The sequence below is a fragment of the Haloterrigena salifodinae genome, assembly GCF_003977755.1.
GTDB lineage: Archaea > Halobacteriota > Halobacteria > Halobacteriales > Natrialbaceae > Haloterrigena > Haloterrigena salifodinae.
The window spans coordinates 695,709-721,045 of sequence record NZ_RQWN01000001.1 but is presented as its reverse complement, the minus strand read 5'-3'; the positions used below and the strand labels follow the sequence as shown (position 1 = coordinate 721,045).

Below are 25,337 nucleotides of genomic sequence, written 5' to 3'. Positions count from 1 at the left end.
CCAGCGGGAGACCGCTATGCCACGGCGGGAGCCGCAGACATCCGTCAGTCGCCGGTCGGTTTCAGCGAGACGAACTCGAGGCCGTGGTCCCCGAGCAACCGATCGGCTCGGTCGGTCACGGACGGGGCGACCAGAACCCCGCGGACGTCGGCGTCGGCGTGGAGATCGCGCTCGAGGGCGTCGACGTACCGGCGCAGTTGGCCGACCGCGTCCGGCCCGACGCGGCGGCGCTTGAGTTCGACGACGACCGTCCGGCCCGCCGAATCCTCGCCGTAGATGTCGACGGCGCCGGCCGGCGTCGCGCGCTCGGTCGCCAGCGGCGTGAACCCGGTCTCGAGCAGGTCGGGTTCCTCGAGAATGCGCTGGCGGAGGTCCTCCTCGGTCCCGGAGAGGGCGAGTTCGTTCTCGTCGGTTCCCGAGAAAGCCGAGACCTGCAGGACCCGCTGGAATCGCACCAGCAGCCGCTCGTCGGGATTCGACCGGAGGCTCTCGAGGACGAGTGCGTCGGGGTCGGCGTCCGCCTCAACGCCGCTTCCGTTGGCGTCCCCGTCGTCGCAGTAGACGTCGTGCTCGCAGCCCGGAGGCTGCCAGTTGACCGGCTGCTGGCCCTCGTCGGTGTGGACCAGCGCCGCGCCGTCCGGTTTGAGCATGACGTGGCGGTCGCCCGCCTCGAGCACGCTCGAGGCGCGACCCTCGTAGTCGACGGAACAGCGACCGAAGACGGTGACGAGCGCCTCGCGCTCGATGCCGTCGGCGACGGCCTCGCAGGCGGCCGACAGCGACGGCTGCTCGAGGGTCACTGCTCGCGGCGACCGCGCGGTCGATGGCTCGGAAGTCACTGGAACGGTATAGCCGTCGGGCGAATAAAAGGAGCCCGGACCGCGTACGGACAGCGTGCATCGTTCCGTGACGTTCACGGCCGATCGATGGTCGACCGATCGCTGCCGCCCAACGCCTCCCCTCACCGACGAGAGTTCGTCGCGCTGTCAAAAACCCTTATTTCCGCCCGTCGATGGTCTCGAGTCGAATGACAGACGGCCATCCCCGCCGCGAATTTCTCGGCATCGCCGGCACCGGCGTCGCCGCATCGCTCGCCGGGTGCTCCCAACTCGAGGCATTGACACAGTCCGACGAGGGCTCGAGCGACGCGGTCACCGTCGCGGTGTCGCCGGACCGGAAGAAGCTCGAGCAGCTCAACGAGGAGCTCCAGTCGGCCGTTCAGAGCGGCAATATGTCTCAGCAGGAGGCCGGACAGCGCGCGCGGGAGGAACAGCGCAACCTGACCGAGGAGGCCGCGACTGAGTTCGAGGACTCGGTCGGCGACAGCGAGATCACGGTCGAGGAGTCCGCACCCGAGTTCGGTCTCCTCCGCGTCACCGGCTCCGACGAGGCGATCATGAGCGCGCTTCGGGAGGGCGAGATCAGCGGCATCTATCCCGGCGACCAGTACGACGCGTTCGTCCAGCAACAGCAACAACAGGCCCAACAACAGGAGATGCTCCGGCGACAGCGGGAAGAACAACAGAACGACAGCGCCGAAAACGAGTCCGACGCTAGCAACGAAACGGACGTCGGAACCGACACGGACGGGTCCGACGACGGGAATCAGACCGCCGAAAACGAGTCGGACGCCGGAAACGAAACCGACGAGTAACTCGAGACCTCGTTCTGATGACGGTTTGGCCGCCGGTCACCGGTTCACAACGGTTCGGCGGCCGCTTACCGGTCTACGCCGGGCGGGCCGCCGGTTACCGCTCGATACTGAACGGACTCGAGCGCTCGGTCCAGTTCCAGCCTGGCAGTCGCTCCTGGAACCCAGCCGCCAGCGCCGCCTCGCAGTCGTCGACGCCCGCGTTCTCGTCGGCCTCGCCGTGGACCCGCAGGTCGGCGTAGTGGAACGTCGCCTCACCGAGGGTCCGCAGCGGCTGGCGGCCGGCGACGGTCGCGGCCAGTTCCCGACCGAGGATCTCGTCGACGACGAAGCCGGGATAGTCGCCCTCGACGTCGAGTTCGCGGAGGATCGCGACCATAGCGGCGACGTTGACCCCCAGATCGCCGTCGGCGAAGACGTCGTCGACGGCCTCGAGATACTGCGCCTCGGTGACGTGATCGACGTCGGTGTCGAAGATGTCCCCGAGGTCGTCCCGGACGTCGTTGATGAGCGGAACGACGGTTTCGGCGCGGTTTGCGACCCAGTTTCGCTCCCGTACGACGCGGTCGGCTGTCAGGTGCATACCTCCGATACGTACCGAACGGCCCTGGTTTTTGCGAAGGCTTTTATACTACGCAAAGAATAGCGTCGAATAAGCGGGTTCTCCCTGGAATCTTCCCGCAACCCAGGACAACCGACCTGGGAGCGCGTTCGTCACGGCAGGTGTCAGACGGATGATCCGGGATGCGAGGCGTACTGCACCGTCCGACGTAGACGGTGTGACGCAACGGTATCGCCGGTACGATACAGTTCGGGCGGTCGGTAGACCGTCACCACATCCCGGAATCCGACAACATCGACCTGAGCGGTTCGCTCCCCGGCGGCGAGTTCACGCAATCCACAATCGGCGATTATGAGTACTGTAGAGCAGCAACTCGACGATCTGAAAGCAGAGATCACGAGCGAGTTACCGAGCGATATCTCGGTCTCCTCGGTGAAATACGAAGGCCCCGAAGTGGTGGTCTACACGCGCGATCCGAAGAAGTTCGCTCAACAGGGCGATCTCATCCGGCAACTCGCGAGCAAACTTCGCAAGCGCATCACCGTCCGCCCCGATCCGAGCGTTCTCTCGCGACCCGAAGAGGCCCGCGAGGAGATCATGAGCGTCATCCCCGAAGAGGCCGGCGTCACAGACCTCGACTTCCACGCCGACACCGGCGAGGTCGTCATCGAGGCCGAAAAGCCGGGCATGGTCATCGGCCGCCACGGCTCGACGCTCCGCGAGATCACCAAAAACGTCGGTTGGACGCCCGAAGTCGTCCGCACGCCGCCGATCGAGTCCTCGACCGTCTCGAACGTCCGTAGTTTCCTCAAACAGGAACGCGACGAGCGACGGGATATCTTAGAGAAGGTCGGCCGACAGATCCACCGCGAGGAGATGTCCGACGACGAGTACGTCCGCATCACGACGCTGGGCTGCTGTCGCGAGGTCGGCCGGGCCTCGTTCATCCTCTCGACGCCCGAAACCCGGATCCTCATCGACTGCGGCGACAAACCCGGCGCGGAGGGTGAAGTGCCCTACCTCCACGCGCCCGAGGCGCTCGGCGCCGGTCCGCAGACAATCGACGCCGTTGTCCTCACCCACGCCCACCTCGACCACTCCGCGCTGATCCCGCTGCTGTTTAAGTACGGCTACGACGGGCCGATCTACTGCACGGAGCCCACCCGGGACCTGATGGGGCTGCTGACGCTTGACTACCTGGACGTCGCCGCCAAGGAGGGACGCGCCCCGCCGTACGAGTCCGAGCAGGTCCGCGAGGCGATCAAACACTGCATCCCGCTCGAGTACGGCGACGTCACGGACATCGCGCCGGACGTCAAACTCACCTTCCACAACGCCGGCCACATCCTCGGCTCGGCCGTCTCGCACTTCCACATCGGCGACGGCCTCTACAACGTCGCGTTCTCCGGCGACATCCACTACGAGGACACCCGCCTGTTCAACGGAGCGACGAACGACTTCCCGCGCGTCGAGACGCTGGTGATGGAGTCGACCTACGGCGGTCGCAACGACTACCAGACCGACCAGGAGGACTCCGAGGAGAACCTCAAGGAGGTCATCAACGAGACCTACGAGGAGGGCGGCAAGGTCCTCATCCCCGCTTTCGCGGTCGGCCGGTCACAGGAGCTCATGCTCGTCCTCGAGGAGGCGATGCGCAGCGGAGACATCCCCGAGATGCCGGTCCACTTGGACGGGATGATCTGGGAGGCGACGGCGATCCACACAACTTACCCCGAGTACCTTCGCGACGACCTGCGCGACCGCATCTTCCACGACGACGAGAACCCCTTCCTCGCCGACGAGTTCAACCACATCGACGGCGGCGAGGAGGAGCGCCAGGACGTCGCCGACGGCGAGCCCTGTATCATCCTCTCGACGTCCGGGATGGTCACCGGCGGTCCGATCATGTCGTGGCTGTCCCACATCGGCCCCGATCCGGACTCGACACTGGTCTTCGTCGGCTACCAGGCCCAGGGAACCCTCGGGAGCCGCATCCAGAAGGGGTGGGACGAGATTCCGACCAGCGAAGTCGGTGCCATGGGCAACGGCGGCGGCCGCGGCACCCTCGATCTGAACGTCGACGTCGAGACCGTCGACGGCTTCTCCGGCCACGCCGACCGCGCCGGCCTCGAGAACTTCGTCAAGACGATGAACCCGCGCCCCGAGAAGGTGCTCTGTGTCCACGGCGACGAGCGGTCGACGCAGGACCTCTCCTCGGCGCTGTACCACAACTACGACATGCGGACGTTCGCGCCGAAGAACCTCGAGACCTTCAGGTTCTTGTAAAGCCCTCAGCGTGCTCGAAAACGCCGTTGGCGTTTTCGGCATCGGGAGAATCGGAGATTCTCCCACGACACCCTGGCGGGCGCGCTTCGCCCTTTCAGTCCGTCAGGCGCATCTATTCGCGGCGCGCGGGTTTGCGGGCCGCTCGAGGGCCTGCCATTCCCCGTCGACTCGAGCGCTCGCCTCGAAAAAACGGCGAGCGCTCGAGTCGGCCGCCGCACTGCTACCGGCTGTTTTCGCGAGATTCCGGCGGCTGTTTCGGTTCAGTAGGTTCAGTAATGACTCCTCAAGCCCGTCCGAATCGCAAGAAATCGCGAGCCGCGGGAGTCGATCAGGAGAGCTATTTCGAGAGCCACTCGAGGTTCGTCGCGACGGTCGCCGCGATGATCGCGACGATCGAAATCAGAACGAGGAACATCGAGACGACGCTCACCATCGAATCGAGCGATTGGCGCAGCGCCGTCCACGCGACGACCGGAAGACGCTGACGCGAAGCGGATCGTCGCGGGTCGTTACTCGAGCGTCGCTGCGGGATCGACGACCTCGCTCGTCGCGGGGTAGACGCCCACCTGATCGCACACGTCGGCCATCGGGCAGGCGTCGGGATCCTCGAGACAGGCTGGCTTGCGCGCCGTGCAGTACTCCCGACCGAACTGGATCGTCGCGGTGTGGCCGAAGCCGCACTTGGCGGCGGGCACCTCGCGCTCGAGCACCGCGCGAACGCCCTCGTGGTCGGCGTCCGCGGGCGCGATGCCCGTGCGGCGGTAGATCCGGTGGACGTGCGTGTCAACGGGGAAAACGCCGCTGCGGCCGCCCGCGAACAGCAGGACGCAGTCGGCGGTCTTCGGCCCGACGCCGCGAACCGAAAGGAGCGTGTCGCGGACCTCGGCGGGCTCCTTGTCCTTGACGAACGCGTCGAACGCCGCGGCGGAGCCGAACTTCTCGAGGACCCACTCGGCGGTTCGGATCAGCACCTCCGATTTCTGGTTGTAGAGGCCCGCGGAACTGATCGTCTCCGCGAGGCGAGACTGCTCGGCCGCTGCAAGCGACTCGGCGAGGTCAACAGCAGGCCCGTCATACCTGTCGATCAGCGCGTCGTGAGCCGGCTGGCTCGCCTTGTCGCTGGTGTTCTGACTCAGGATCGTGCGGACGAGGCAGGTGAAAGCGTCCTGTCCGCCATACGTTTTCTGCCAATACAGTTCTCCAAGACGGTCGACGATTTCCTCCGCGCGGGTGTCGGCCGTCGCCGGGTCGAACTCGGTCGCAGCGCCGCCGCCCTCGACGCCGCCGCTGATGTTGACGGCGGGCTCGTCGTCCTCGCTCATACGCCTGGGTACGTTCCGGCGATACGTTTACATACCGGATTCGCGACGCTCGAGATCAATCGTGACATGGCCCGTCGGTTCATTCCCGCAAATAACGGATCGTTCGCTTCCCGTCGCTGGGATGACCACTGTAGGCCGGCAGCCAGTCGGGATAGGTCACCGGAACGGCCGTCGCCACGGCCTGAACGAACGCCCAGTACACCCCGGCTCGACAGACGACCGCGTCGGTCGCTATCGACGCGGTACCGAGCAAGCCCGCTGCGAAGCCGAGCGAACTGATCGGTCCGATCAGCGCGATCGCCGCGCCTCTGTATCCCGCGGGCGTCGCCGCCGATCGATAGAACCCGGGCCACCACGATCGCCAGCCGGCGGGATCGACCCTGATCTCGAGTCGGCCGAGGGTCGCCTCCCAGCGAGGGTCGGTGCCGATCGTGACCCGCAGCTCCCCCGGAAGCAATGCGAGTCCCATCGCGGCGTGAGCGAGTTCGTGTGCCAGAACGAGAGCGGGAACGAGCACCACGTATGCGAAAAGCAGCGCGAAAGCGATCGGAAGGAAATCCGGCATTCGTTCGTCTGCGAGATAGTGTCAAGCCATTATAACTATACCGGTGCCTTCCGAGACGCTATCGCGACCGACTCACTCGACGCTGATCGTCACCGTTACCTCGGCGCCGTCGGCCAGCGCGTCGACGAGTTCGCGGTCGAACCCCTCGGCCGCGAACTCGGCGCCGTTCATGATCGTCCGGTCGTCGGCGTAGTCGCTCGTCCGTCCGACTGCGCTGCGCTCGTTGGTGAATTCGAGGTCGGGATCGCCGCGCCCCTCGACGGTCTCCGTACAGCCGCCTGCGTCGATCGTGAACGCGATCGTGGCCTCGCGGTCCCGGCAGGCCTCGACGAACTCGGGATCGAAGTCAGCGGGCGCACGGTCGGCCTCAACGGCGAGGATGCAGTCCCCAGCGGGAGTGAGATAGTCGTCGGTCGTTACCTCGAACGTGCTCGCGTGCTCCGCGGAGACGTTCTCGTGACCGCTGGCGCGGATGACTTCTTCCATGCCCGTCGGTTCGTTGCCGGGCAGAAAACGGCCTCGAATTGGGTTCGGAATCCGGACGGACTCGAGCGCGACGCCGCGGACCTACAGCAGGCTCGCGCCGTCAAACTCGCCGCGGCCGTAGTCGACCTCGAGGAGGTCGAGGATGGTCGGCGTGATGTCGAAGAGGTCGGCGTCGCCGATCGTGGCTTCGGGCGTGTCCATGTACAGCGACGTGTTGTCGAAGCTGTGCATGCCGTTTCGCGGACCGCTCGTGAAGATGTCCGAATCGGCCTTGAAACCGGACTTCAGGTCGAAGCCTTTGTTCGGGATCGCGACCAGGTCCGGCGCGATGTCGTCGTGGTCGCCGCGGAAGGCTTCCTCCTTCTCGACGACGCGTTCGACGACCTTGTTGCCGTTGGGGCCCTCGAGCGCTTCCAGATCGGCCTTGAGCTGGTCGCGAACCTCGTCGTACTCGTCCTCGGGGACGGAACCGCGCGGTTCCCGGCCCTCGAGGTTGATGTAGAACCGACCCGGGATGAACGAGTAGGCCTTGGTATCGTCGGCGATATCGCCCAGTTCCTCGGGGTCGTCGGTCTTGAAGGAGAGCCAGCCCTCCTCCCGGAGCCACTCGTTGAAGTGCACCTCGTAGTCGAGGCTGGTGAAGCCGTGGTCGGAGGCGACGATCATGGTGACGTCCTCGGGCAGCGCGTCGCGGAGTCGACCGATGTAGTCGTCGACCTTCTGGTAGAACTCGATGAACTCGTCCTTGTACTCGCCGTCGCGCTCGTAGTCCTTAAAGAGGAAGTGGTTGACCCGGTCGGTCGTCATGAAGACGCCGAAGAAGAGGTCCCAGTCGTCCTCCTCGATGTAGTGTTTGAAGGCCTCGAAGCGCGCGTCGACCGTCGCGTGGGCGTCCTCGATGAACTCCGATTTGTCCTCTTGGTGGCCGAGTTTCGGATTGACGTCGATCCGGTAGTCCAGCGTCTCGAGATAGTCGCGGACGTCGTCAGGGTAGGCCGCCTTCTCCAGCCCGGGCGAGAGGAATCCGGAGACCATCCGCTGGACGTTGCGCTGGGGCGGGAAGGTGACGGGAACGTTCATCACCGTCGCCTTACGGCCGTCCTCCTGGACGCGGTCCCAGACGCGGTCGGCCTGGACCTCACGTCCCATCGGGACGTAGGTGTCGTAGGTGCCGACCTCGCGGTCCTGAAAGCCGTAGACGCCGGTCTCTCCGGGGTTGACCCCGGTCGTCAGCGACGGCCAGCAGGCGCTGGACTCGGGCGGAACGATGCTCGAGATCTCGCCGGCCGTCCCTTCGTCGGCGATCGCGGCGAAGTTCGGGAACAGTTCTTCGTTCTCCGAGAGGAGACTATACGGCACGCCATCGACCCCAATAAACGCGACACGGGGGGCATCGTCGCCCCGCAGTCGATCGAACAGACCCATAGGCGTGGGTAGTTCGACCGCATACAAGAACCTTCGTTTCGAGACACTGTGTTGAGAAGAACTGACACTAGTTCACGTGGGACCGTACGGCACCGACGGCGGGACGGCTTCGGTCCCGGACGACGATGTAACGACCGCTCGAACGACTGACTCGAGGCCTGCGACGAGCGCGGCGGCTTACTCGTCCTCGTCGCTCTCGGCCGGATCGAAGTTCTCGGGAACGACCGTCAGGTGGGCCATACCGACGCCGGACTCGGGGACGTCGGCGTCGTCGTCGGACGTTCGCGCGGACGGGTTGGTGGCTGCCATGACGAATAGACGTACCGCTGCGAGGGGGATAAAATTACCCATGCTCATAATGCATGAGCCGCGCGGACGAACATAACTCGCGCGAATCCGGGAGCGACCGCTGGTGGAACTGTCGTTGGCAGCGCGAAAAAACGGCGTGGCGAGCCGCGGGAACGACTAGAAGTTCTCCTCGTAGAGCTCCTGTGCGTGTTCGATCGCGTCGTAGGCGGCCTGCTTGTCCTCCCAGCCCTGCGTCTCGACTTCCTTGCCTTCCTCCAAGTTCTTGTAGGTCGCGAAGAACTCGTCGATCTCGTCGAGTTGCTGCTGGGGGATGTCGTCGAGATTTTCGATGTGGTCGTAGCGCGGATCCTCGCTGGGGACCGCGATGACCTTGTCGTCCTGCTCGCCGTCGTCGTCCATCTTCATCAGTGCGACGGGGCGAGCTTCGATGACGCAGCCGGGGAACGTCTGATCCTCGACGAGGACGAGCACGTCGAAGGGGTCCTCGTCGTCGTAGTACGACTGCGGGATGAAGCCGTAGTCACTCGGATAGTGGACGTTACTGTGGAGCACGCGGTCGAGGACGACGCCCGGGATGTCCTTCTCGTACTCGTACTTGTTTCGCTCGCCCTTGAGACACTCCACGACGGCGTAGATCTCTTCTGGCGGATTCGGTCCGGTCTCGAGGTCTTCCCAGAGGTTGACCATGTACCGGAGACTCCATCGGTGGATCAAAAAGTACTTTCGTAATCGAGTGTCACATTGTAGACGACGGTTGCCAGATACACGACATGAGATCCGGACAAGACCCACCAGTGTCCGGCGGTCGCAGAGTCGATCGGCTAGCTGCCGATCGCGCATACGAGGGATTAGTTGACAAGTCTTAAATAGTCTGGTGACATTTGCACAAGTATGTCAGAGGCACAATCAATCACCGGCGAACAGAGTATTGCACGCGAACTCACCGCGTTCCAGACCAACATCCTCACGATCCTGGCCAAAGAGCCGATGTACGGCCTGGCGATCAAGCGCGAACTCGAGGACTACTACGGAACGGAAGTAAACCACGGGCGTCTCTACCCGAACCTCGACGAACTCGTCGACCTCGGGCTGGTCGAGAAGAGCGAACTCGACAAGCGAACCAACCAGTACTCGCTGACCGACGACGGCTACGACGCCGTCCTTGACGGCGTCCAGTGGTCGCTCTCGAAGATCGTCACTGACGACGAGCGCGCCGACGAGATCCGCGACATCGTCGAGAACAGCTACTAACGACCGCGGCTGCGATTCCACCAGAACCACTCGTTGCGGTTATCGGCCCCGACGGTCGGGGACCGAACGATCGGCCGTCTCGGAGATCAGCTCGATCGATTCCGCGATCGCGTCCCGCTGTTCGGCGGACGGCCACGCATTTCTCACGAAGTACTCGGTACGGAACTCCCGGAGCTCCGCGTCCGTGAGCTCCTCGATCGGCTTCGCGTAGTGGTTGCTCGCGAAATCGGCGAGCGTCGCGGCGTTGTCACCGTGGACGTCGCCGTGGTTCTCGCGGACGCGCTCGACAAGTTCCCGGTTGCGCGCCGCGACGTCGTTCCAATCGTCCGGATCGCCCGTTCCCTCGAGGGGGATTTCGACCGCGCGCGAGAGGTCGGCGATTCGGTCGGTCCGGATGACGCCCTGTTCACTGTCGTGCCACTCCGCGGGATGGAGGACGAGGGTGTCGCCGCCGTCGTCGTCGCGAACCCGGGCGGTGAAATTGTACTCGGAGAGAAGCGTCGCGCGCCGCTCCCTGCGCGCTTCGGCCTCGTTCTCGTCGGGCGTCTCGCGTGCGATCCGCGTGAGCCGTTCGGCCTCGTCGACGATGTCAGCAGGAAGTTCCGTGGTCTCAAGGTCGCCGGCTCCGTCCTCGGAGTCGGCGCCGGTTTCGGCAAGCGATTCGTTCGAGTCAGTCATACCGATCCGTACGGCCTCGAGGACTTTTTCCCTTGCCGATCCGCGCCGGCCGGCCGGACGGGCCGGCTCAGGCCTCGTCGAGGGCCTCGTTCACGAGCCCGTCCGCGCGGTCGTTGACCTCGCGCGGGACGTACTCGAGAGTCCATTCGTCGAATGGGCCGAGCAGTTCGTGAACGGTGACGCGCTTTTCGCGGAGTTCGGGATTGTTGGTGTCGTACTCGCCGCGGACCTGCTTGACGATTAGTTCGGAGTCGCCGCGGACGTGGACCTCGTCGTAGCCGTAGTCGCGAGCGGCCTCGAGGCCCGCGATCAGCGCCTCGTACTCGGCCTGATTGTTGGTCGCCGTTCCGATCGTCTCGCCGTCCTCGGCGACGATCCCGTCGCCGGTGACGATCACCCAGCCGATCGCGGCCGGGCCGGGGTTCCCGCGCGAGCCGCCGTCGAAGTAGACGTGCGCGCGACCGCTGCTCTCGCGCAACAGCGCCTCGAGATCCCGCGGGTTCGATCCCTGGATGACGACCTTCTCGTCGTAGGCAACGGCCGTCGCAGAGCCGCGGCTCGCCCGCCAACGCTCGTGATCCGTGTTTCCGGACTCGACCGACACCCCTGCTTCCTCGAGTCGTGCTCGAGCCGTCTCGACGTCGCACTCGATGACCGGCATTCGTTGCCGATGTCCGCTGGAATCGGATAAAGTCTTTCCGGTATCAAATCGTAAACATCGCTTCTGAAGCGCTGTAGTCCCCGATATCGACAGATATTCCTCAGTGGCGGAAAACACCGTCCAAGGATTTATATGCGATGGTGATACTACTATAAAAGTGCGATGACACGGTCCACCCGCCAGCGGGAGCGAACGCGTGAGACGGACGAGACCGAGGATCAGGAAGGGGTACGCGCTTGCCCCGAGTGTGAATCGGACAATCTCGTAAAGGACTCCGACCGGGGTGAGCTCATCTGTGAAGACTGTGGGCTCGTCGTGGAGGAGGAAAAAATTGACCCCGGCCCGGAGTGGCGGGCGTTCAATCATCAGGAGCGACAGGAGAAGTCCCGCGTCGGCGCGCCGACGACCCAGACGATGCACGACAAGGGACTGACGACGACCATCGACTGGAAGGACAAAGACGCCTACGGTCGCTCCATCTCCTCGAAGAAGCGCAGTCAGATGCACCGACTGCGCAAGTGGCAGGAACGCATCCGTACCAAAGACGCCGGGGAGCGGAATCTACAGTTCGCGCTCAGCGAGATCGACCGGATGGCCTCCGCGCTCGGGGTCCCTCGGTCCGTCCGCGAGGTCGCCTCAGTCATCTATCGCCGTGCACTGAAAGAAGACCTCATCCGTGGCCGCTCGATCGAAGGCGTGGCCACCTCCGCGCTGTACGCCGCCTGTCGGAAGGAAGGCATCCCGCGCTCCCTCGAGGAAATCTCGGAAGTCTCTCGCGTCGAACGCAAAGAGATCGGTCGCACGTATCGGTACATCTCGCAGGAACTCGGTCTCGAGATGCGCCCCGTCGACCCGAAAAAGTACGTCCCCCGCTTCTGTTCCGAACTCGAACTCTCCGAGGAAGTCCAGACCAAGGCCAACGAGATCATCGAGAAGACCGCCGAGGAAGGACTCCTCTCGGGCAAGTCGCCCACCGGCTACGCGGCCGCCGCGATCTACGCCGCCTCGCTGCTCTGTAACGAGAAGAAGACCCAGCGAGAGGTCGCCGACGTCGCGCAGGTCACGGAAGTGACCATCCGGAATCGGTACCAGGAACAGATTGAAGCGATGGGAATCCACGGCTAACTCGTCCACGACTGTCCCGTCTTTTATCGGCGCTACCCATCACCAGCGACTGCACAACGCTCCGAAGGCGATTACTCGTCGCTCGAGTTGCTCTCGCCGTCGGATTCGTTCCCGTTACCGTCCGCGCTCTCGTTTCCGCTCTCCCCGCCGTCGCCCTCGGTGACCGTGATCGAGATCTCGTCGGTCATGTCGTAGGCGTTGTGCTGGGCGTCACCGGCCTGGGCACAGAGGTCGTGATCCCCCGGCTCGAGTTCGAGTTCGGTCTCGAGTTCGCCGTCCGAGAGGTGGTAAAAGCCGTCTTCCAGGGGAATCACGTACTCCGGTTCGACACAGCCTTCGTCGACGATCACGTGGAGGTGTCCGGCCCCGTTCTCGGGCGTCGTATCCTCGCCAACCGGCTGTAGTTCGAAGTTCTCGACCTCCATTTCGATTCCGACGGGGTTCGAGACCTCGGCGCCGTCTTGCGGGTCGACGAACGCGAGCTCGCCCTCCGGATCCGAGTAGTTGACGTTCTCGACGGGTTCGTCGTCGGTCTCGTTCTCGTCGGGTCCTTCGTCTTCGTTTGAGTCGCCGCCACAGCCGGCGATCGCGGCGACTCCGGCCACAGCGCTTGCGGTGAGGTACTGGCGTCGCGTCGGTGTTCGTGTCATTGGAGATCGATAATGCGGCGGTACGGTGATCGAGTTCGATCGATCGGCGGCGTTCCCGGCGGCCGCTTAACGCCAAACTGCGGCCGGCCGGCGGAGCACGCCGTCGACTCACGGAGACGGCAATCTGTATCCAATTTGGCGGCTTCACGGCGAAAAACCCACGCCCTGCGTTCGCTACGGAGCCAGCCCGTCCCGGCGCTCGAGGGGAACACGCACCGTCCCGATCCAAGCGCAACCGGTATCCTGCGGCGAAGTCCGTGCGCGGTGCGATCCGATTCGGGACGGAGACGCACCTCGACGACGTTATTCGCCGCCGCCGTTCGTTTCGTTTTCTTCGGAGTCGTTGCCGTCGCTCTCGTTGCCGTCAGTCTCGTTTGTTTCGTTGTCTTCGGTCTCGTTGGTCGCGAAACCGTTCTCCTCCTCGCTTTCGTTTTCTTCCGGCGTCTCCGATTCGTTGTCTTCCGGCGCCGCCGGTTCTTCCTCCGGTCCCTCCTGGTCTTCACCGTTACCGCCACCACCATCACCACAGCCGGCCAGCGCCGCGAGACCGATCGTACTGCTCAGTGCGATCAATCGTCTGCGAGTAGGTTGGATCGCCATTGTGGCTTCGCTAGACCGCCGGCGAGTGAGTGCCAAGAGAATTCGGAGCTTAGCCGCGAGGCGCCGACGCCAACGCGTGTTTACGTCGTCCGGATCGAGGTGCGACCGACGGTCCGGTATCGGTCGATCGGGGCGACGGTTACGGGCAACCGAGGCGACGGTTACGGGCGAAACCGGTACACCGACTCGGCGACGTCGAATCGGAAAACGAATCGTTACTGAGCCGGCGGCTGCTCCCGCTTCCAAGTTGCGACGGCGCGGTGACCGCGACCGTCGCCCGTCACTCCTCCTTCCCGACGCTGATGACCTGCAACAGCGAGTAGACGGGAACGCCCTCGAGTTCCTCGACGCCCTGCTTGTCCGCGAGGACCACGCAGGCCAGCGGCTCGCCACCCTCCGCGCGGATGGCCTCGATGGTCTCGCGCATCGTCGTGCCGCTGGTGATCGTGTCGTCGACGATGTAGCACTCGCGGTCGCGGATGCCCGCGAAGTTCCGGCTGAACGTGCCGCCTAACTCATCGATGTCGCCCTCCTCCCACTGGTGTTTCGCGGGAGTGTACGTTCCCAGGTCGGTCTCGAGTTCCCGGGCGACCAGCGTCGCGATGGGGCCGCCGGCCTTCTCGATGCCGATCGTCAGATCGACGTCCTCGCCGTGTTTGGCGAGCATGTCGGCCATCGCCTCCGCGATCGCGCTCATGCGTTTGCTGTCCCGGCCGATAGCCGACCAATCGACGTGGATGTCCTGGGGGCCGCTGGGGCTCGCGGTGCCGTTCTGCGGTCGGTCGCTTGGCTGTGTCGTCGCGTCGCTGCGCTCGACGAGCCAGCTCGCCGTCTCCCGGGAGACGTTCAGTTCGTCCGCGATCTCTCCCTTCGAGAGGCCCCGGGCTGCGAGCTCGGCCGCGCTCTCGATGAGGTCGTCGACGTTTTTCATATGTGACTGAATTCGACGGCCGTTTTTATAGTCGTGTCGTCGTCGGCAGTCGCGTCGTCGGTCGGGTCCGCAAACGCCCGTTCGTACTCCTCGAGGCCGTAGACACCGCTCACGACGTCTTCGATGACCCACGACGGCAGGCCGGCCATCGTATCGATGGCCGACGCGAAGTGGTCGCGGTTCGAGTTGACACTGCCGACGACGGCCTTGTTGTGCAAGACCAGCTCGCGGTGGAGGCGACCGCCCTCGACTTCAAAGCTCCAGTCGCCGGGGACGCCCAGCAGGGCGGCGACGCCGTTGGGTGCGAGCGCCTCGATTGACTCGAACGCGTGTTTCGCGTAGCCGGTGGCCTCGTAGACGACGTCCATCGGCTCGTAAACCTCCGGAATCTCCGGGACCGACGTCTCGCGGGAGTCGATGTACGTCACGTCGAGTTCGTCGAGGATGGCGATCGACGGGTGGGGTCGGTCGCGCCGGCCCAGACAGTAGACCCGGTCGTACCCCATTGTCGTCCGGAACATCGCCGCCGTCAACAGGCCCAACGAGCCGTTACCGAGGACGAGCACGGATTCAGGCTGCCAGTCGAACGCTGACCGCGCCGCTGCGGCGTGTTCGATGGCCTTCTCGGTGATGCTGATCGGCTCGACGAGGAAGCCGACCGGTGCGAGGTCGGCGGAGATCGGTACGAGGCAGTCGGCGGGACTCGTGAAGTATTCGGCCATGAAGCCGTGGGCGCCGACGATTCCGCGCTCGACGTACGCTCCCTCGGGCGCCATGTCGGGCTCGCCGCGCTCGAAGTAGTCGTTCGTCTCTACTCCCGCCGGCGGTCGACGCACCGTTGGGACGACGTACTGTCCCTCCTCGAGGTCGGTGCCGTTGGGATCTTCAACGACGCCGACGGCCTCGTGACCGAGGACGAGGCGGTCGTCGCCGTCGGGGACGCCGCCGTGACTGCCGGCGATGACCTCGTCGTCGGTGCCGTCGACGCCGACGCGGAGCGTCCGAACGAGGGCTTCGCCGGGTGCTGGTTCGGGAACGGGTAGGTCGATCAACGACGGCGTCCCCGCCCCGGGCTCAACTGCGATAGCTTTCATGCGAACTGCCTACGCACCGCAGGATTAAGTATTTATTCCTATTCGAGTAAAAACACAGCGGCCTCTCTCGCGCGTCGTCGCCGGCACTGAAAACGATTATCCGGCTGCTCCTGTCAGTAGCTCCCATGGAACGATACGATCTCGTCTATCGGCTCTACGACGAGTACGACACGGACCGGCTGCGGGAGTACCAGGCGTTCGTCGACGTCTTCCCGGCGATCGACTCCCGCGTCGCACTCGAGCACTGGCAGGGCGCCAACGAGGAACTCGAGCGGCGGAAGGACGAGATCCGTGGCGACTTCGCGGCCGGCGAGACGTTCGCGGAGGTCGCCGCCCGCGCCGACCGCGATCAGGCCTTCACCGCGCTGGACCTCGAGGCCAAGTACGGCCGCGCGGTCAACGTCCTCGTGTTGGACGTCGACGAGACGTTGCGCTCCGCGGGGGGAACGGACAACGAGATTCCCCGCGACACGCTTCACGTCCTGACGGAGTTCCACGAGGCGGGCGTTCCGATCGTCATCTGTACCGGCCAGACCTTGGAGAACGTCAAGGGGTTTGCCATCCAGGGGCTGGGCAGCGAAATCGTCCACTCGGGGAACCTCTCGATCGTCTACGAGGCTGGGACGGGCGTGTTCACGCCGGGCCACGGCGCCGACACGAAGCAACTGCTCTACGAGGAGTTAGACGCCGAGATCCGGGACGTCTTCGACGACGTTCGCGCGCGGGTGCTTCCCGAGGCTCCCGAGGGCCTCCGGCGGGGCTGTCACCTGCAGGGCAACGAGTTCAACATCACGATGAAGCCCAACTACGAGACCGGCTCCGCGAAGGCCCGGGAGACCATCGACGCGGCGCTGGTCTACCTGATCGACCTGCTGGCCGACGCCGTCGGCACCGCCCTCGAGGCGTCGCGCGACGACGGAGAGATCGAGCTCGCGGGCGAGACGGTCACCGACTGGACGCGGGCCTTCTACGCCGATCAGGACCCCGAGATCAGGAGCGTCCTCGAGAGCGAGGGCGGCTATCCCGACATCGATGGCGACGCCGTCCCCGAGCCGCTGACTGCCGTCCTCGACCGGATCGACGTCGCCTACTACGAGGCCGACGCGGCCGAGATCGGCAGCCTCGAGTTGAACAAGGTCGTCGGCGTCGAACGCGCGCTGGACGTGTTGGGCGTCGACGATCCGTTCTCGCTCGTGATGGGCGACTCGAAGAGCGACCTGCGCGTGATGAAGTGGGCCGACGAACACGACGCGGGGATCGCCGCGGCGCCCGAACACGCCTCCCAGGACACCTTAGAGCACGTCCTCGAGACCGACGAACTCGTCTTCGACCGCGGGAAGAGCGTGGACGTGCTGCGGACGATATATGCGATGAACAGACTGGCGCGACTCGATTGAGTCGGGAGCGGAAGTCGACGTATTCGTCTCTCGTGGCTCGCGTCGGACGGATGCGACCGATCGTTCTGCCGCCCTAACAGCTCCGACGTGCTGACCGTCATCGATGGTGAGCAGCTGTCTTAAACGGCTGGAAGACAAAAGCCTGCTCATCAACCGGACGGGAGCGCTATCGAGTGATAGCACGATCCGAGCGGGTGTGGCGCCGACGAGCACGCCGGCATCGCCGAGTGCCGACAGGCGCTCTCGCCACCCCTGACGTGGATCGGCGAGATAATTATGAGACGATTCGGGTCCCCACACACGTACGACAGCGGCATCGTTCATCGACCGGACTCGAGCTCTACCGACGGGGTGATCGACCGATGACGACGATCGCAGAGCTCACGCTTTCGACCGACGAGTTCGCGCTCGCCGAGACGTTACAGCAACTGCCGGAGATGGAAGTCCGCGTCGAAAGCGTCGTCGCCGAGGGCCCGGTGCGGACGACGCCTCTCGTCTGGTTCTCGAACGTCGATCCCGACGTGATCGACGAGGCCCTCGAGGACGATCCCACCGTCGCCGACTACCAGCAACTCCTCGAGAACACCGACGACGACGAGTGGTTCTACCGCCTCCAGTACGGCGAGGACGTCGGTTCCGTCTGTTGTGCGGTCTACTCCAACGGCGGCACGCTACTCGACGCGCAGGTCAGCGAGGGTCAGTGGACGCTCCGACTGCTCTTCCCCGAGCGCGAGGAACTCTCCGACGCCGTCTCGGCCATCGAGGAACAAGGCGCTCGCGTCGACGTCCGCCGGATGGTCGAAGCCGGCCAGGACGAGGACCTCGAGACGACCGCGGCGCTGACCGAGCCCCAGCAGGAGGCGATCGCCGAAGCCTACCGCCAGGGCTACTACGACGTCCCGCGGGAGATTTCGCTCGAGGAGTTGGCCAACGAACTCGATATCTCTCACCAGGCGTTGTCCGAGCGGCTCCGTCGGGCCAACCGCGTGCTCGCCAGCGAGCAACTCGACGAACCAACGGGCGAACTGGCGACCGAGTAGCGGTCCGGTCGAATCGGCGTGCGGATCGCGCCGAACGGCGTCAGAACGCGAGATCGCTGATTCTAACGCCCAGAACCATCCCGTCGATCGAACGTGCCGTAAGGCTGTCTTTTATAGCCGTTCACGGCGGACGAACGGCTATGTCACACCACGAACCCGGAGCCGGCGACCCGCTGGGCCTCCACGGCGTCGTCCCGCCGACGATCACCGCGTTCCACGAAGACGAATCGGTCGACTACGAGACGACGGCTGAACACGCCCGCTTCGTCGTCGACCGGGACGTTCACGGCGTCTTCCCGCTGGGCACCAACGGCGAGTTCCCGCTGCTGACCGGCGAGGAACGGCAGGGCGTCGTCGAGGCCGTCGTCGACGAAGTCGGCGGTGAGGTTCCCGTCATCGCCGGCGTCGGCGCGCCGAGCACCTACGAGACCATCACCCACGCCGAACACGCCGAATCCGTCGGCGCCGACGGCATCGTCGTCGTCACGCCCTACTACTATCCGGTCGACCACGAGGCCGCGCTCACCCACTACCGGCGCGTCGCCGAGGCCGTCTCCCTGCCGGTCTACGTCTACCACATCCCCAGCAAGACCGGCAACGAACTCGCCCTCGAGACGCTCGACGAACTCGCCGAGATCGATAACCTCGCGGGCGTCAAGGATTCGAGCAAGAACGTCCCCTGGCTCGCCCAGGCGATCGATGCCCACCCCGACCTGACCTTCCTCGCGGGGTCGGATTCGCTGCTGTTTACGGGGCTGGAGATCGGCTGTTCCGGTCTCGTCAGCGCCGTCGCGAACGTCTTCCCGGAACTCGTCGTCGACGTCTACGAAGCCTACGACGACGGCGACGAGGAGCGCGCCCGCGAACTGCAGAGCCGGGTGTTCGACGTCCGCGACGCGTTCAAACACGGCGGCGGGTACATGTCCGGCGTCAAGACCGCTCTGCGGTTCCGGGGATTCGACGCCGGGCCGCTCCGAAGCCCGCTCCGGTTGAAAGACGAGGCGTCGGCCGACGAACTGCGCGAGCGACTCGAGGCGCTCGAGTTACATGATGAGCGCTCTCGTTCGAACGGTTCCGGTGAGCAGTAGCGTCCGGCCGTCCGTGTCGATCGAGTAGTCCTCGAGCGTCGCGAACTCATCGCCGATGTCGCGGTTCGAATCGACGTAGTCGTCGAGGGTGTCCGCGTCGGCGGCGCCCTCGCTCTCGTACAGGTAGACCTTGCGGAGATCGGTCGAGTCGCCGTCGAACTCGTGCGCGGTCGCCGTCCCGACCAACCCCTCCTCCCAGTCGCCGAAGTCGTTGGCCTTCTTCCGATTGGCGAGTTCCTCGTCGGACAGGTCGCCGAGGTCGGTGTCACTGGGCAGCCCCAACTGCGTCTTCAACCGCGACTCGGCCGACTCGTGAACGGTCGAGTCGTCCATATGTCCGTTATCGAACGACGACAGCAACGTCTCGCCGTCGTCCGTCTCGGACCAGCGCCCGTCCGCGTTCGCGTGGGCGTCGATCGCCGCCTCGAGCGCGGCGGTCGCATCGAGATAGCCGTCGCCGTCCGCTTCAACGACGTACTCGTCGCTGACGCCGAAGGCTCGTCCATCGGTCTCGTAGAGATCGAACCCCTCGCGTTCGCCGGCGCTCTCGAGGCCGTTGTCGCTGTCCTCGGGGAATTGATCGTCGGCCCAGTCGTTCAGATTCTCCTCGATGGTCGCAGGGTCGAACGACCCCGCAAACGTGACGACAGTGAGCGACTGCCGTTTCGTCCGTTCCCTGTCGCTGTATCCCGTGCTGTAGGAGTACGTGAACTCGTAGTTCACGCGCTGGGAGAGCTGCCAATCGAGGTCGCTCGCGCTCACACCGACTCTGCTCCGCCGGTCGGACCCTTGCTGGAGCGGCCAGTAGGTGATGAGTTCCTCCTCGTTGTCGAAGATGGCCTGGGGGACGACGCCGTTGAACGTTCGGTTTCGCTGCTCGTTGCTCTGTAGTTCGGCGCTCTGGTAATCGTTCGACAGTTCGTCGTCTTGGAAGAGGTCCGTGAACGAGGGGTCGACGAGCCACGAGTCGACGTCGGCGCTCGACGCGCCGCCGTCGCCGACGAACGGGAGGCTACTCGTACACCCGGCCAGTCCCCCGAGACCGACCGCGGCCGCGCCCGCACTGCTAGTTCGTAGGAAGTTCCGTCTGGTGATGTCCTCAGACATTACACCATCAGATACAGTAACTCCAAATAGTATTTCTGGTTCGCTTTTATTTATCTCTTGTTTACCTATCACGCCTATAACAAATCTGTGGCGCCCGTCGATGGACCGACGGGGGAGACTATGTGTCCGGCGGTCGTCCGGCCCGTATGGAGGAGTCCGACGAACGGGCCGCGATCAGGGACACGGTCCGCGAGTTCGCCGCGGAAGAGATCCGACCGGTTGCGCGGGAGGCCGACGAGACCCAGTCGTTCCCGGAAGACATCTGGGACGGCCTCGCCGATCTCGACCTCACGGGGCTGACGGTCCCCGAGGAGTACGGCGGGTACGACGCCGATCCGCTCACCGCCGCGATCGTCAACGAGGAGGTTGCCTACGGCGCACTGGCGGTGGCGACGGCGCTATCAGTCCACTCGCTGGCGACCTCCTGTATCGCGGAGTTCGGCAGCGACGAACAACGAGAGCGCTGGCTACCCGAGATGGCAGAGGGCCGCCCGGTCGGCGCGTTCGCGCTCTCGGAACCCCATGCGGGGTCGAACCCGGCCGAGATGTCCACGGTGGCCCGCAGGGAGGGAGACGAGTACGTCATTAACGGCGAGAAACAGTGGATTACGAACGGGCAACGCGCCGGCGTCTACATCCTCTTCGCGAAGACCGACCGCGACGACCCGGACTCGGTCACGCAGTTTCTGGTCCCCGGCGACGTCGACAGCCTCACCGTCGGCGAGAAGGAGGATAAACTCGGTCTCCGTGCGAGCGACACCACGAGTCTGACCTTCGACGACGTCCGGGTTCCGGCGGAAAACCGGCTCACCGAGGAGGGCCAGGGCCTCTCCGCCGCCTTTCACATTCTCACCGGCGGGCGAATCGCCATCGCCGCCCAGTCGGTCGGCCTCGCGCAGGCGGCCCTCGACGAGGCGCTGGCCTACAGCCAGGAGCGCGAGCAGTTTGGCGACCCGATCGCGGAGATCCAGTCGATCCGACACAAACTCGCCGAGATGGCCACCCGAACGAAGGCCGCGCGCCTGCTGACCCGCCACGCCGCACGGGCGCGCCACGAAACCGACGGCACGGGCGCGCTCGAGGCCAGCATGGCCAAGTACTTCGCGAGCGAGACGGCGATGTTCGTCACGAACGAGGCCGTCCAGATCCACGGCGGCTACGGCTACGTCACCGAAGGCGAGGTCGAGCGCCTCTACCGCGACGCCAAGATCACCGAGATCTACGAGGGGACCACGGAGATCCAGAAGACCGTGATCGCTCGAGAACTACTCGAGTGAGCTAATCCGTGACCGGGACGGAACGGACTGCGCTACGGGCGAGACGCGGCCTTCTTTCACCTTCGGCGACGATTGCGGATGAATGCCCACTCGCAAGCGCGCGGAAGCGGCGCTCGAACGCGCCGCGGACGGGGAGCGAACGCGCGAACTCCTCGAAGAACTGGAGGAATTGGCCGACGCGGTCGACGACGACGAACTACACCAACGACTCACGCTGGCCGTCTACAGGTTCCTCGAGGACGATCCGGCGTTGTTCGTCGACGATCCGGCAGCGTTCTTCCACGAACTGCGTACGTCGGACGAGTTCGCGGAGGGAACGCTGATCACGTTTAGCGCGGTCGCCGAGGAGCCGCCCGAGGCCTTCGCGGATCGCGTCGACGACCTGCTCGCCTTGCTGACCAGCGGAAACGACCTCAAACGAGGGCTGTCCCTTCGCTGTCTCTACCACCTCGCCGTCCGGATGCCGTACGCGATCGGTGGCGCAACCCACGCGTTCCGGGCCTGCCTCGACGATCCGAACGCGCGGATTCGGGGAACGGCGTGTCTCGCACTCGGGACCCTCGAGTCGAACGACGCTCGGGACGCGCTCGAGGACCGACTCCGCGACGAGTCTGAATACGTCCGCGAGGCGGCGGCGTGGGCGACGGCGCGACTCGAGGAGGATGCCTCCGCCTCGGAGCCGACCGACTCGTGGGAGCGAACCGATTTCGAATCGCTCGACCCCCTCGAGTTCGAGTCCCTCGTCGCCGACCTCTGGGACGCGATGGGGTATCGAACGGAGGAGACCGGAGCGGGTCCGGACGGCGGGATCGACGTCGTCGCCGCGACCGACGCCGAACGGATCGCCATCCAGGTCAAGCGATATTTCGAGACGTCGGCGACAGGACCCGAGACGCAGCAGGTCGCCGGACAGACCGCACGGAGCGAGTTTGACCGCGCGGTTCTCGTCACGAGTTCCGGATTCACGACTCCTGCAGAGCGGTTCGCCGACGACGCGACCGGCGTCGAACTCATCGACGGGCGCAGCCTCTGCGATCTCCTCGACGTGAACGGCCTCAAGCCGGGATCGTATCGGTAGCTTCGCCGTGGATCGACGGCGAACAGTATATTCATTTCCCGGTCGTATCAGCACGCGTGACCGACTACGACGCCGTCGTCTACGATCTCGATGGAACGCTCGCCGATCTCGACGTCGACTGGGACGCCGTCGCCGCCGCCGTGCTCGAAATCTACGAGACCGCGGATATCGAGCCGCCGAGTCGGGAGTTGTGGGACCTGCTCGATGCCGCGAGCGACGTCGGCCTCGGATCCGAGGTCGAGTCGACGATCGCCGCTCACGAGCGCGCGGGCGCCGAGACGGCTCCGCGGCTGGCCCATGCCGACGAACTCCTCGAGCAGGCAGTCCCCGTCGGGGTCTGTTCGCTGAACTGCGAGGCGGCCTGCCGGATCGCCCTCGAGGAACACGGCCTCGCCGAGGCGGTCGACGCGGTGGTCGGCCGGGACACGGTCGCGACCCGAAAGCCGGATCCGGAACCGCTGCTCGAGGCGGTCGGCGAACTCGGCGCCGAGCCCGGGCGGGCGCTGTTCGTAGGCGATTCGGACCGGGATCGGCTGACCGCCGAACGGGCGGGCATCGCCTTCGAGTTCGTCGGCGACGGCCCCTCGGGCGTCTGAGTCAGGCCTGGTTGCGCTTCGCGTACGCGAAGACGACGAGAGCGGTACAGAACCAGATCGGCGCGCCGACGCGGACCGCGAACTCCGCGCGGGCACCCCAGGACGGCAGATCGGCGTTGACGGAGAGGAAGGCGACGATCGGCGCGCCGATGAGGATCGTGGCGACGAAGGTGACCTGCATCACCCAGCCGTAGTCGACTCCCTCCGGATTCGTCGTTTCGACGCGTTCGGGCACGGCAGACAGTGGCGGCCCGGCCCTCTTAATAACCGCGTATTTCCTCGCCGTTACGGTCGCTGACCGCCGTCGGCTATCCAGATCCGCCGCGAGTGCGTCGGAAACGGAGCCATTTAATCGTCGGCGACGAACCTGTGTGTATGCCAACCGTACGGGACGTCAGGGAGCAGGCAGGCGAGGAACCGATCACGATGCTGACGGCCTACGACGCGCCGACGGCCGAGATCGTCGACGACGCGGGCGTCGATATCATTCTCGTCGGCGACAGCGTCGGGAACGTGGTGCTGGGCCACGAGACGACGGTTCCCGTTACCGTCGACGGAATCGCCCATCACGTCGGCGCGGTCTCGCGGGCCACCGACGACGCGCTGGTCGTCGCCGACATGCCCTTCCTCTCCTTCGGCGTCGACGAGAGTGAGAGCATCGAGAACGCCGGTCGGATGCTCAAAGAGGAGGGCGCGCAGGCGGTCAAACTCGAGAGCGGTCCCCACACCGTCGACCTCACCGAGAAGATGGTCCAGCTCGGGATTCCGGTGATGGCCCACCTCGGGCTGACGCCCCAGCACGTCAACCAGTACGGCGGCTACCCCCGACAGGGGACCGATCAGGCGGCCGCCGAGCGGATGCTCGAACTCGCGATCGAACATGAGGAAGCCGGCGCGTTCTCGCTGGTCTTAGAGCACGTGCCGTCGAACGTCGCGGCCGAGATCACCGAGGCGCTCGATATTCCGACCATCGGCATCGGCGCCGGCCCGAACTGCGACGGGCAGGTGCTCGTGTTCGACGACGCCGTCGGGATCAGCGAGTGGACGCCTTCCTTCTCCGAGCAATTTGGTAACGTCCGCACGGAGATGGAATCGGCCGTCGACGACTACGTCGACGCCGTCGAATCCGGCACGTTCCCGGCCGAGGAACACAGCCACGAGGAGAGCGACCTCGAGGACCTCTACTGAACTGACCGGTTGCGGCTCGGTATCGACCGAGAACTCGAGTCGTCGCGGCGTCGATTCTCCGACTCATCGATTCGTCGCTCCGATTCCGGTCGATCTCGAGCGAGAGCCAGGCCGCCTTACGCCGCGTCGCCCCGCTCGAAGACGATATCAAGAAATTCGCCGAGTGCGGCGTTGAACGCGGTCGGTTGCTCGACCATCGCCAGGTGGGCCGCGTCCTTGAGTTCCGCGATCCAGGCGTCGTCGATCTCCTCGGCGAGGTACTCGTGGTACCACGGCGGCGTCAGCTGGTCGTGTTCGCCACAGAGCGCCAGCGCGGGGACGTCGATCGCGCCGAGGTCGTCGCGCACGTCGAACTCGTGGCAGGTCAGGAAGTCCCGATGGGTGACGGCCTGGCCGGTCTCGCGGAGCTGTTTCTTCGACTCCTCCTCGAGTTCCGGCTCGGGGTCGTGAAAGAGCCGATCCGGGCCGTGAAGGAACTCGACGGCGCGCTCGAAGTCGTTGGCCAGCCAGTCGAGTAAGTCCTCCAAGACGCCGAGCCGGGCGCCGGTGCCGACGAGCACCGCCGCGTCGAGATCGGTGTCGCGTTCGATCAGGAGCTGCAGGGCGACCGCGCCGCCCAGCGAGTTGCCCACCAGCATGCGGCTGTCGGTCGCCTCGAGGACGGCCAGCACGTCGTCGACGTACGCCGAGAGCGTCGCGTAGCCCGCGCTGGCGTCGATGTCGTCGGAGTCGCCGTGGCCGCTCAGATCGAGCGCGACGACCGGGTTGCGATCAGCGAGGCGGTGCTGGGCGGACCAGACGTCGCGCGAACTGCCGCTCCCGTGGACGAAGCAGATCGGCGGCCCGTCCCCGCCGCGGTCGGCGACCTCGTAGGCTGTCTCTCGGCCGTGGTGTGATACCGTCTCCATACGTAGTCGAACGACAGGAACAGGGATAAAGACTCGATCCGGCTCGGGCATCCGATTGGCCC

28 protein-coding genes and 1 pseudogene are annotated in these 25,337 nt (G+C 65.2%); 11 read left to right on the top strand and 18 right to left on the bottom strand.

The window, feature by feature from the left end; all coding sequences use genetic code 11:
- Positions 1 to 44: 44 nt before the first annotated feature.
- The gene (gene nucS / locus EH209_RS03690; protein ID WP_126662515.1) at positions 45 to 800 is read right to left on the bottom strand and encodes an endonuclease NucS; all 756 of its coding nucleotides are present in this window, start codon (positions 798 to 800) and stop codon (positions 45 to 47) included.
- Positions 801 to 1,027: 227 nt separating this feature from the next.
- Between nucS and EH209_RS03685 the strand changes: the two genes are divergently transcribed.
- Complete coding sequence (locus tag EH209_RS03685) at positions 1,028 to 1,654, top strand: hypothetical protein (RefSeq protein WP_126661594.1); 627 nt, start codon at positions 1,028 to 1,030, stop codon at positions 1,652 to 1,654.
- A 94-nt stretch (positions 1,655 to 1,748) separates the two neighbouring features.
- Here EH209_RS03685 and EH209_RS03680 read toward each other — a convergent pair whose 3' ends face one another.
- Positions 1,749 to 2,234: a hypothetical protein gene (locus EH209_RS03680; RefSeq protein WP_126661593.1), complete on the bottom strand. Its 486-nt coding sequence runs from the start codon at positions 2,232 to 2,234 to the stop codon at positions 1,749 to 1,751.
- Between the two features lie 330 nt (positions 2,235 to 2,564).
- Between EH209_RS03680 and EH209_RS03675 the strand changes: the two genes are divergently transcribed.
- Positions 2,565 to 4,499 (top strand): beta-CASP ribonuclease aCPSF1, encoded by a 1,935-nt coding sequence (locus tag EH209_RS03675; protein WP_126661592.1) that lies wholly within the window; start codon positions 2,565 to 2,567, stop codon positions 4,497 to 4,499.
- A gap of 337 nt (positions 4,500 to 4,836) precedes the next feature.
- On the opposite strand, the pseudogene EH209_RS24545 reads toward EH209_RS03675, so the two are convergent.
- The 7 genes and pseudogenes from EH209_RS24545 to EH209_RS03650 all read right to left on the bottom strand — a co-directional run.
- Positions 4,837 to 4,983, bottom strand: a pseudogene (locus tag EH209_RS24545) (ABC transporter permease); the annotation flags it as partial.
- A gap of 25 nt (positions 4,984 to 5,008) precedes the next feature.
- Entirely contained in the window at positions 5,009 to 5,821 is an 813-nt protein-coding gene (locus EH209_RS03670) for an endonuclease III domain-containing protein (RefSeq protein WP_126661591.1), read from the bottom strand.
- 79 nt (positions 5,822 to 5,900) lie between these two features.
- A complete protein-coding gene (locus EH209_RS03665; RefSeq protein ID WP_126661590.1) occupies positions 5,901 to 6,386 on the bottom strand; it encodes a hypothetical protein in 486 nt (161 codons plus the stop codon).
- 72 nt (positions 6,387 to 6,458) lie between these two features.
- Complete coding sequence (locus tag EH209_RS03660) at positions 6,459 to 6,872, bottom strand: DUF371 domain-containing protein (RefSeq protein ID WP_126661589.1); 414 nt, start codon at positions 6,870 to 6,872, stop codon at positions 6,459 to 6,461.
- Between the two features lie 81 nt (positions 6,873 to 6,953).
- A complete protein-coding gene (locus tag EH209_RS03655; RefSeq protein ID WP_126661588.1) occupies positions 6,954 to 8,297 on the bottom strand; it encodes an alkaline phosphatase family protein in 1,344 nt (447 codons plus the stop codon).
- Between the two features lie 177 nt (positions 8,298 to 8,474).
- Positions 8,475 to 8,606 carry a hypothetical protein gene (locus tag EH209_RS24920; protein ID WP_282957083.1) on the bottom strand — a complete coding sequence of 44 codons (132 nt, stop codon included), beginning with the start codon at positions 8,604 to 8,606 and terminating at the stop codon, positions 8,475 to 8,477.
- 156 nt (positions 8,607 to 8,762) lie between these two features.
- A complete protein-coding gene (locus tag EH209_RS03650; protein WP_126661587.1) occupies positions 8,763 to 9,293 on the bottom strand; it encodes an inorganic diphosphatase in 531 nt (176 codons plus the stop codon).
- 204 nt (positions 9,294 to 9,497) lie between these two features.
- Here EH209_RS03650 and EH209_RS03645 point away from each other — a divergent pair, with 204 nt between their 5' ends.
- Positions 9,498 to 9,857, top strand: coding sequence for a PadR family transcriptional regulator (locus EH209_RS03645; RefSeq protein ID WP_008894507.1), 360 nt, complete (start codon positions 9,498 to 9,500; stop codon positions 9,855 to 9,857).
- 39 nt (positions 9,858 to 9,896) lie between these two features.
- Here the strand turns inward: EH209_RS03645 and EH209_RS03640 are convergent, their stop codons facing one another.
- On the bottom strand, positions 9,897 to 10,535 hold the full coding sequence (locus tag EH209_RS03640; RefSeq protein WP_126661586.1) for a DUF7108 family protein: 639 nt from the start codon (positions 10,533 to 10,535) through the stop codon (positions 9,897 to 9,899).
- Positions 10,536 to 10,602: 67 nt separating this feature from the next.
- Positions 10,603 to 11,196, bottom strand: coding sequence for a ribonuclease HI (rnhA, locus tag EH209_RS03635; protein ID WP_126661585.1), 594 nt, complete (start codon positions 11,194 to 11,196; stop codon positions 10,603 to 10,605).
- 162 nt (positions 11,197 to 11,358) lie between these two features.
- Here rnhA and EH209_RS03630 point away from each other — a divergent pair, with 162 nt between their 5' ends.
- Positions 11,359 to 12,321, top strand: coding sequence for a transcription initiation factor IIB (locus EH209_RS03630; protein ID WP_006108914.1), 963 nt, complete (start codon positions 11,359 to 11,361; stop codon positions 12,319 to 12,321).
- Positions 12,322 to 12,392: 71 nt separating this feature from the next.
- Here EH209_RS03630 and EH209_RS24375 read toward each other — a convergent pair whose 3' ends face one another.
- From EH209_RS24375 to EH209_RS03610, 4 genes are all read right to left on the bottom strand, one after another.
- Positions 12,393 to 12,971, bottom strand: coding sequence for a DUF4399 domain-containing protein (locus EH209_RS24375; protein WP_211338314.1), 579 nt, complete (start codon positions 12,969 to 12,971; stop codon positions 12,393 to 12,395).
- A gap of 303 nt (positions 12,972 to 13,274) precedes the next feature.
- Complete coding sequence (locus EH209_RS03620) at positions 13,275 to 13,571, bottom strand: hypothetical protein (protein WP_126661584.1); 297 nt, start codon at positions 13,569 to 13,571, stop codon at positions 13,275 to 13,277.
- A gap of 280 nt (positions 13,572 to 13,851) precedes the next feature.
- Complete coding sequence (gene gfcR, locus EH209_RS03615; RefSeq protein ID WP_008894513.1) at positions 13,852 to 14,502, bottom strand: transcriptional regulator GfcR; 651 nt, start codon at positions 14,500 to 14,502, stop codon at positions 13,852 to 13,854.
- On the bottom strand, positions 14,499 to 15,596 hold the full coding sequence (locus EH209_RS03610) for a glucose 1-dehydrogenase (protein WP_126661583.1): 1,098 nt from the start codon (positions 15,594 to 15,596) through the stop codon (positions 14,499 to 14,501). Before EH209_RS03610 ends, gfcR begins: the two co-directional genes overlap by 4 nt.
- Positions 15,597 to 15,721: 125 nt before the next feature.
- Between EH209_RS03610 and EH209_RS03605 the strand changes: the two genes are divergently transcribed.
- The 3 genes from EH209_RS03605 (at position 15,722) to EH209_RS03595 (ending at position 19,121) form a co-directional block, all read left to right on the top strand.
- Positions 15,722 to 16,993, top strand: a complete 1,272-nt coding sequence (locus tag EH209_RS03605; RefSeq protein WP_126661582.1) for an HAD family hydrolase — start codon at positions 15,722 to 15,724, stop codon at positions 16,991 to 16,993.
- Between the two features lie 362 nt (positions 16,994 to 17,355).
- Entirely contained in the window at positions 17,356 to 18,033 is a 678-nt protein-coding gene (locus tag EH209_RS03600) for a helix-turn-helix domain-containing protein (protein WP_126661581.1), read from the top strand.
- Positions 18,034 to 18,173: 140 nt separating this feature from the next.
- The gene (locus tag EH209_RS03595) at positions 18,174 to 19,121 is read left to right on the top strand and encodes a dihydrodipicolinate synthase family protein (RefSeq protein WP_126661580.1); all 948 of its coding nucleotides are present in this window, start codon (positions 18,174 to 18,176) and stop codon (positions 19,119 to 19,121) included.
- Here the strand turns inward: EH209_RS03595 and EH209_RS03590 are convergent.
- On the bottom strand, positions 19,077 to 20,228 hold the full coding sequence (locus tag EH209_RS03590) for a twin-arginine translocation signal domain-containing protein (protein WP_126661579.1): 1,152 nt from the start codon (positions 20,226 to 20,228) through the stop codon (positions 19,077 to 19,079). The two genes, EH209_RS03595 and EH209_RS03590, sit on opposite strands and share 45 nt — an antisense overlap.
- Before the next feature lie 146 nt (positions 20,229 to 20,374).
- Here EH209_RS03590 and EH209_RS03585 point away from each other — a divergent pair, with 146 nt between their 5' ends.
- The 3 genes from EH209_RS03585 to EH209_RS03575 all read left to right on the top strand — a co-directional run bounded on the left by EH209_RS03585 (position 20,375) and on the right by EH209_RS03575 (position 23,179).
- Positions 20,375 to 21,505 (top strand): acyl-CoA dehydrogenase family protein, encoded by a 1,131-nt coding sequence (locus tag EH209_RS03585; protein WP_126661578.1) that lies wholly within the window; start codon positions 20,375 to 20,377, stop codon positions 21,503 to 21,505.
- Positions 21,506 to 21,587: 82 nt separating this feature from the next.
- On the top strand, positions 21,588 to 22,583 hold the full coding sequence (locus EH209_RS03580) for a restriction endonuclease (RefSeq protein ID WP_126661577.1): 996 nt from the start codon (positions 21,588 to 21,590) through the stop codon (positions 22,581 to 22,583).
- Between the two features lie 56 nt (positions 22,584 to 22,639).
- The gene (locus EH209_RS03575; protein ID WP_126661576.1) at positions 22,640 to 23,179 is read left to right on the top strand and encodes an HAD family hydrolase; all 540 of its coding nucleotides are present in this window, start codon (positions 22,640 to 22,642) and stop codon (positions 23,177 to 23,179) included.
- A 1-nt stretch (position 23,180) separates the two neighbouring features.
- Here the strand turns inward: EH209_RS03575 and EH209_RS03570 are convergent, their stop codons facing one another.
- Entirely contained in the window at positions 23,181 to 23,414 is a 234-nt protein-coding gene (locus EH209_RS03570) for a DUF5822 domain-containing protein (protein WP_012943727.1), read from the bottom strand.
- Between the two features lie 140 nt (positions 23,415 to 23,554).
- Here EH209_RS03570 and panB point away from each other — a divergent pair, with 140 nt between their 5' ends.
- Positions 23,555 to 24,367 (top strand): 3-methyl-2-oxobutanoate hydroxymethyltransferase, encoded by an 813-nt coding sequence (panB, locus tag EH209_RS03565; RefSeq protein WP_126661575.1) that lies wholly within the window; start codon positions 23,555 to 23,557, stop codon positions 24,365 to 24,367.
- Positions 24,368 to 24,483: 116 nt separating this feature from the next.
- On the opposite strand, the gene EH209_RS03560 is transcribed toward panB, so the two are convergent.
- Positions 24,484 to 25,275, bottom strand: a complete 792-nt coding sequence (locus EH209_RS03560; protein ID WP_204747235.1) for an alpha/beta fold hydrolase — start codon at positions 25,273 to 25,275, stop codon at positions 24,484 to 24,486.
- Positions 25,276 to 25,337 lie beyond the last annotated feature (62 nt).

Excerpts from the sequence above, each read along its gene's own strand:
- EH209_RS03685 (WP_126661594.1), top strand. The coding sequence starts at position 1,028 with ATGACAGACGGCCATCCCCGCCGCGAATTTCTCGGCATCGCCGGCACC.
- EH209_RS03680 (WP_126661593.1), bottom strand. The coding sequence starts at position 2,234 with ATGCACCTGACAGCCGACCGCGTCGTACGGGAGCGAAACTGGGTCGCA.
- EH209_RS03675 (WP_126661592.1), top strand. The coding sequence starts at position 2,565 with ATGAGTACTGTAGAGCAGCAACTCGACGATCTGAAAGCAGAGATCACG.
- EH209_RS03670 (WP_126661591.1), bottom strand. The coding sequence starts at position 5,821 with ATGAGCGAGGACGACGAGCCCGCCGTCAACATCAGCGGCGGCGTCGAG.
- EH209_RS03665 (WP_126661590.1), bottom strand. The coding sequence starts at position 6,386 with ATGCCGGATTTCCTTCCGATCGCTTTCGCGCTGCTTTTCGCATACGTG.
- EH209_RS03660 (WP_126661589.1), bottom strand. The coding sequence starts at position 6,872 with ATGGAAGAAGTCATCCGCGCCAGCGGTCACGAGAACGTCTCCGCGGAG.
- EH209_RS03655 (WP_126661588.1), bottom strand. The coding sequence starts at position 8,297 with ATGGGTCTGTTCGATCGACTGCGGGGCGACGATGCCCCCCGTGTCGCG.
- EH209_RS24920 (WP_282957083.1), bottom strand. The coding sequence starts at position 8,606 with ATGGCAGCCACCAACCCGTCCGCGCGAACGTCCGACGACGACGCCGAC.
- EH209_RS03650 (WP_126661587.1), bottom strand. The coding sequence starts at position 9,293 with ATGGTCAACCTCTGGGAAGACCTCGAGACCGGACCGAATCCGCCAGAA.
- EH209_RS03645 (WP_008894507.1), top strand. The coding sequence starts at position 9,498 with ATGTCAGAGGCACAATCAATCACCGGCGAACAGAGTATTGCACGCGAA.
- EH209_RS03640 (WP_126661586.1), bottom strand. The coding sequence starts at position 10,535 with ATGACTGACTCGAACGAATCGCTTGCCGAAACCGGCGCCGACTCCGAG.
- rnhA (WP_126661585.1), bottom strand. The coding sequence starts at position 11,196 with ATGCCGGTCATCGAGTGCGACGTCGAGACGGCTCGAGCACGACTCGAG.
- EH209_RS03630 (WP_006108914.1), top strand. The coding sequence starts at position 11,359 with ATGACACGGTCCACCCGCCAGCGGGAGCGAACGCGTGAGACGGACGAG.
- EH209_RS24375 (WP_211338314.1), bottom strand. The coding sequence starts at position 12,971 with ATGACACGAACACCGACGCGACGCCAGTACCTCACCGCAAGCGCTGTG.
- EH209_RS03620 (WP_126661584.1), bottom strand. The coding sequence starts at position 13,571 with ATGGCGATCCAACCTACTCGCAGACGATTGATCGCACTGAGCAGTACG.
- gfcR (WP_008894513.1), bottom strand. The coding sequence starts at position 14,502 with ATGAAAAACGTCGACGACCTCATCGAGAGCGCGGCCGAGCTCGCAGCC.
- EH209_RS03610 (WP_126661583.1), bottom strand. The coding sequence starts at position 15,596 with ATGAAAGCTATCGCAGTTGAGCCCGGGGCGGGGACGCCGTCGTTGATC.
- EH209_RS03605 (WP_126661582.1), top strand. The coding sequence starts at position 15,722 with ATGGAACGATACGATCTCGTCTATCGGCTCTACGACGAGTACGACACG.
- EH209_RS03600 (WP_126661581.1), top strand. The coding sequence starts at position 17,356 with ATGACGACGATCGCAGAGCTCACGCTTTCGACCGACGAGTTCGCGCTC.
- EH209_RS03595 (WP_126661580.1), top strand. The coding sequence starts at position 18,174 with ATGTCACACCACGAACCCGGAGCCGGCGACCCGCTGGGCCTCCACGGC.
- EH209_RS03590 (WP_126661579.1), bottom strand. The coding sequence starts at position 20,228 with ATGTCTGAGGACATCACCAGACGGAACTTCCTACGAACTAGCAGTGCG.
- EH209_RS03585 (WP_126661578.1), top strand. The coding sequence starts at position 20,375 with ATGGAGGAGTCCGACGAACGGGCCGCGATCAGGGACACGGTCCGCGAG.
- EH209_RS03580 (WP_126661577.1), top strand. The coding sequence starts at position 21,588 with ATGCCCACTCGCAAGCGCGCGGAAGCGGCGCTCGAACGCGCCGCGGAC.
- panB (WP_126661575.1), top strand. The coding sequence starts at position 23,555 with ATGCCAACCGTACGGGACGTCAGGGAGCAGGCAGGCGAGGAACCGATC.
- EH209_RS03560 (WP_204747235.1), bottom strand. The coding sequence starts at position 25,275 with ATGGAGACGGTATCACACCACGGCCGAGAGACAGCCTACGAGGTCGCC.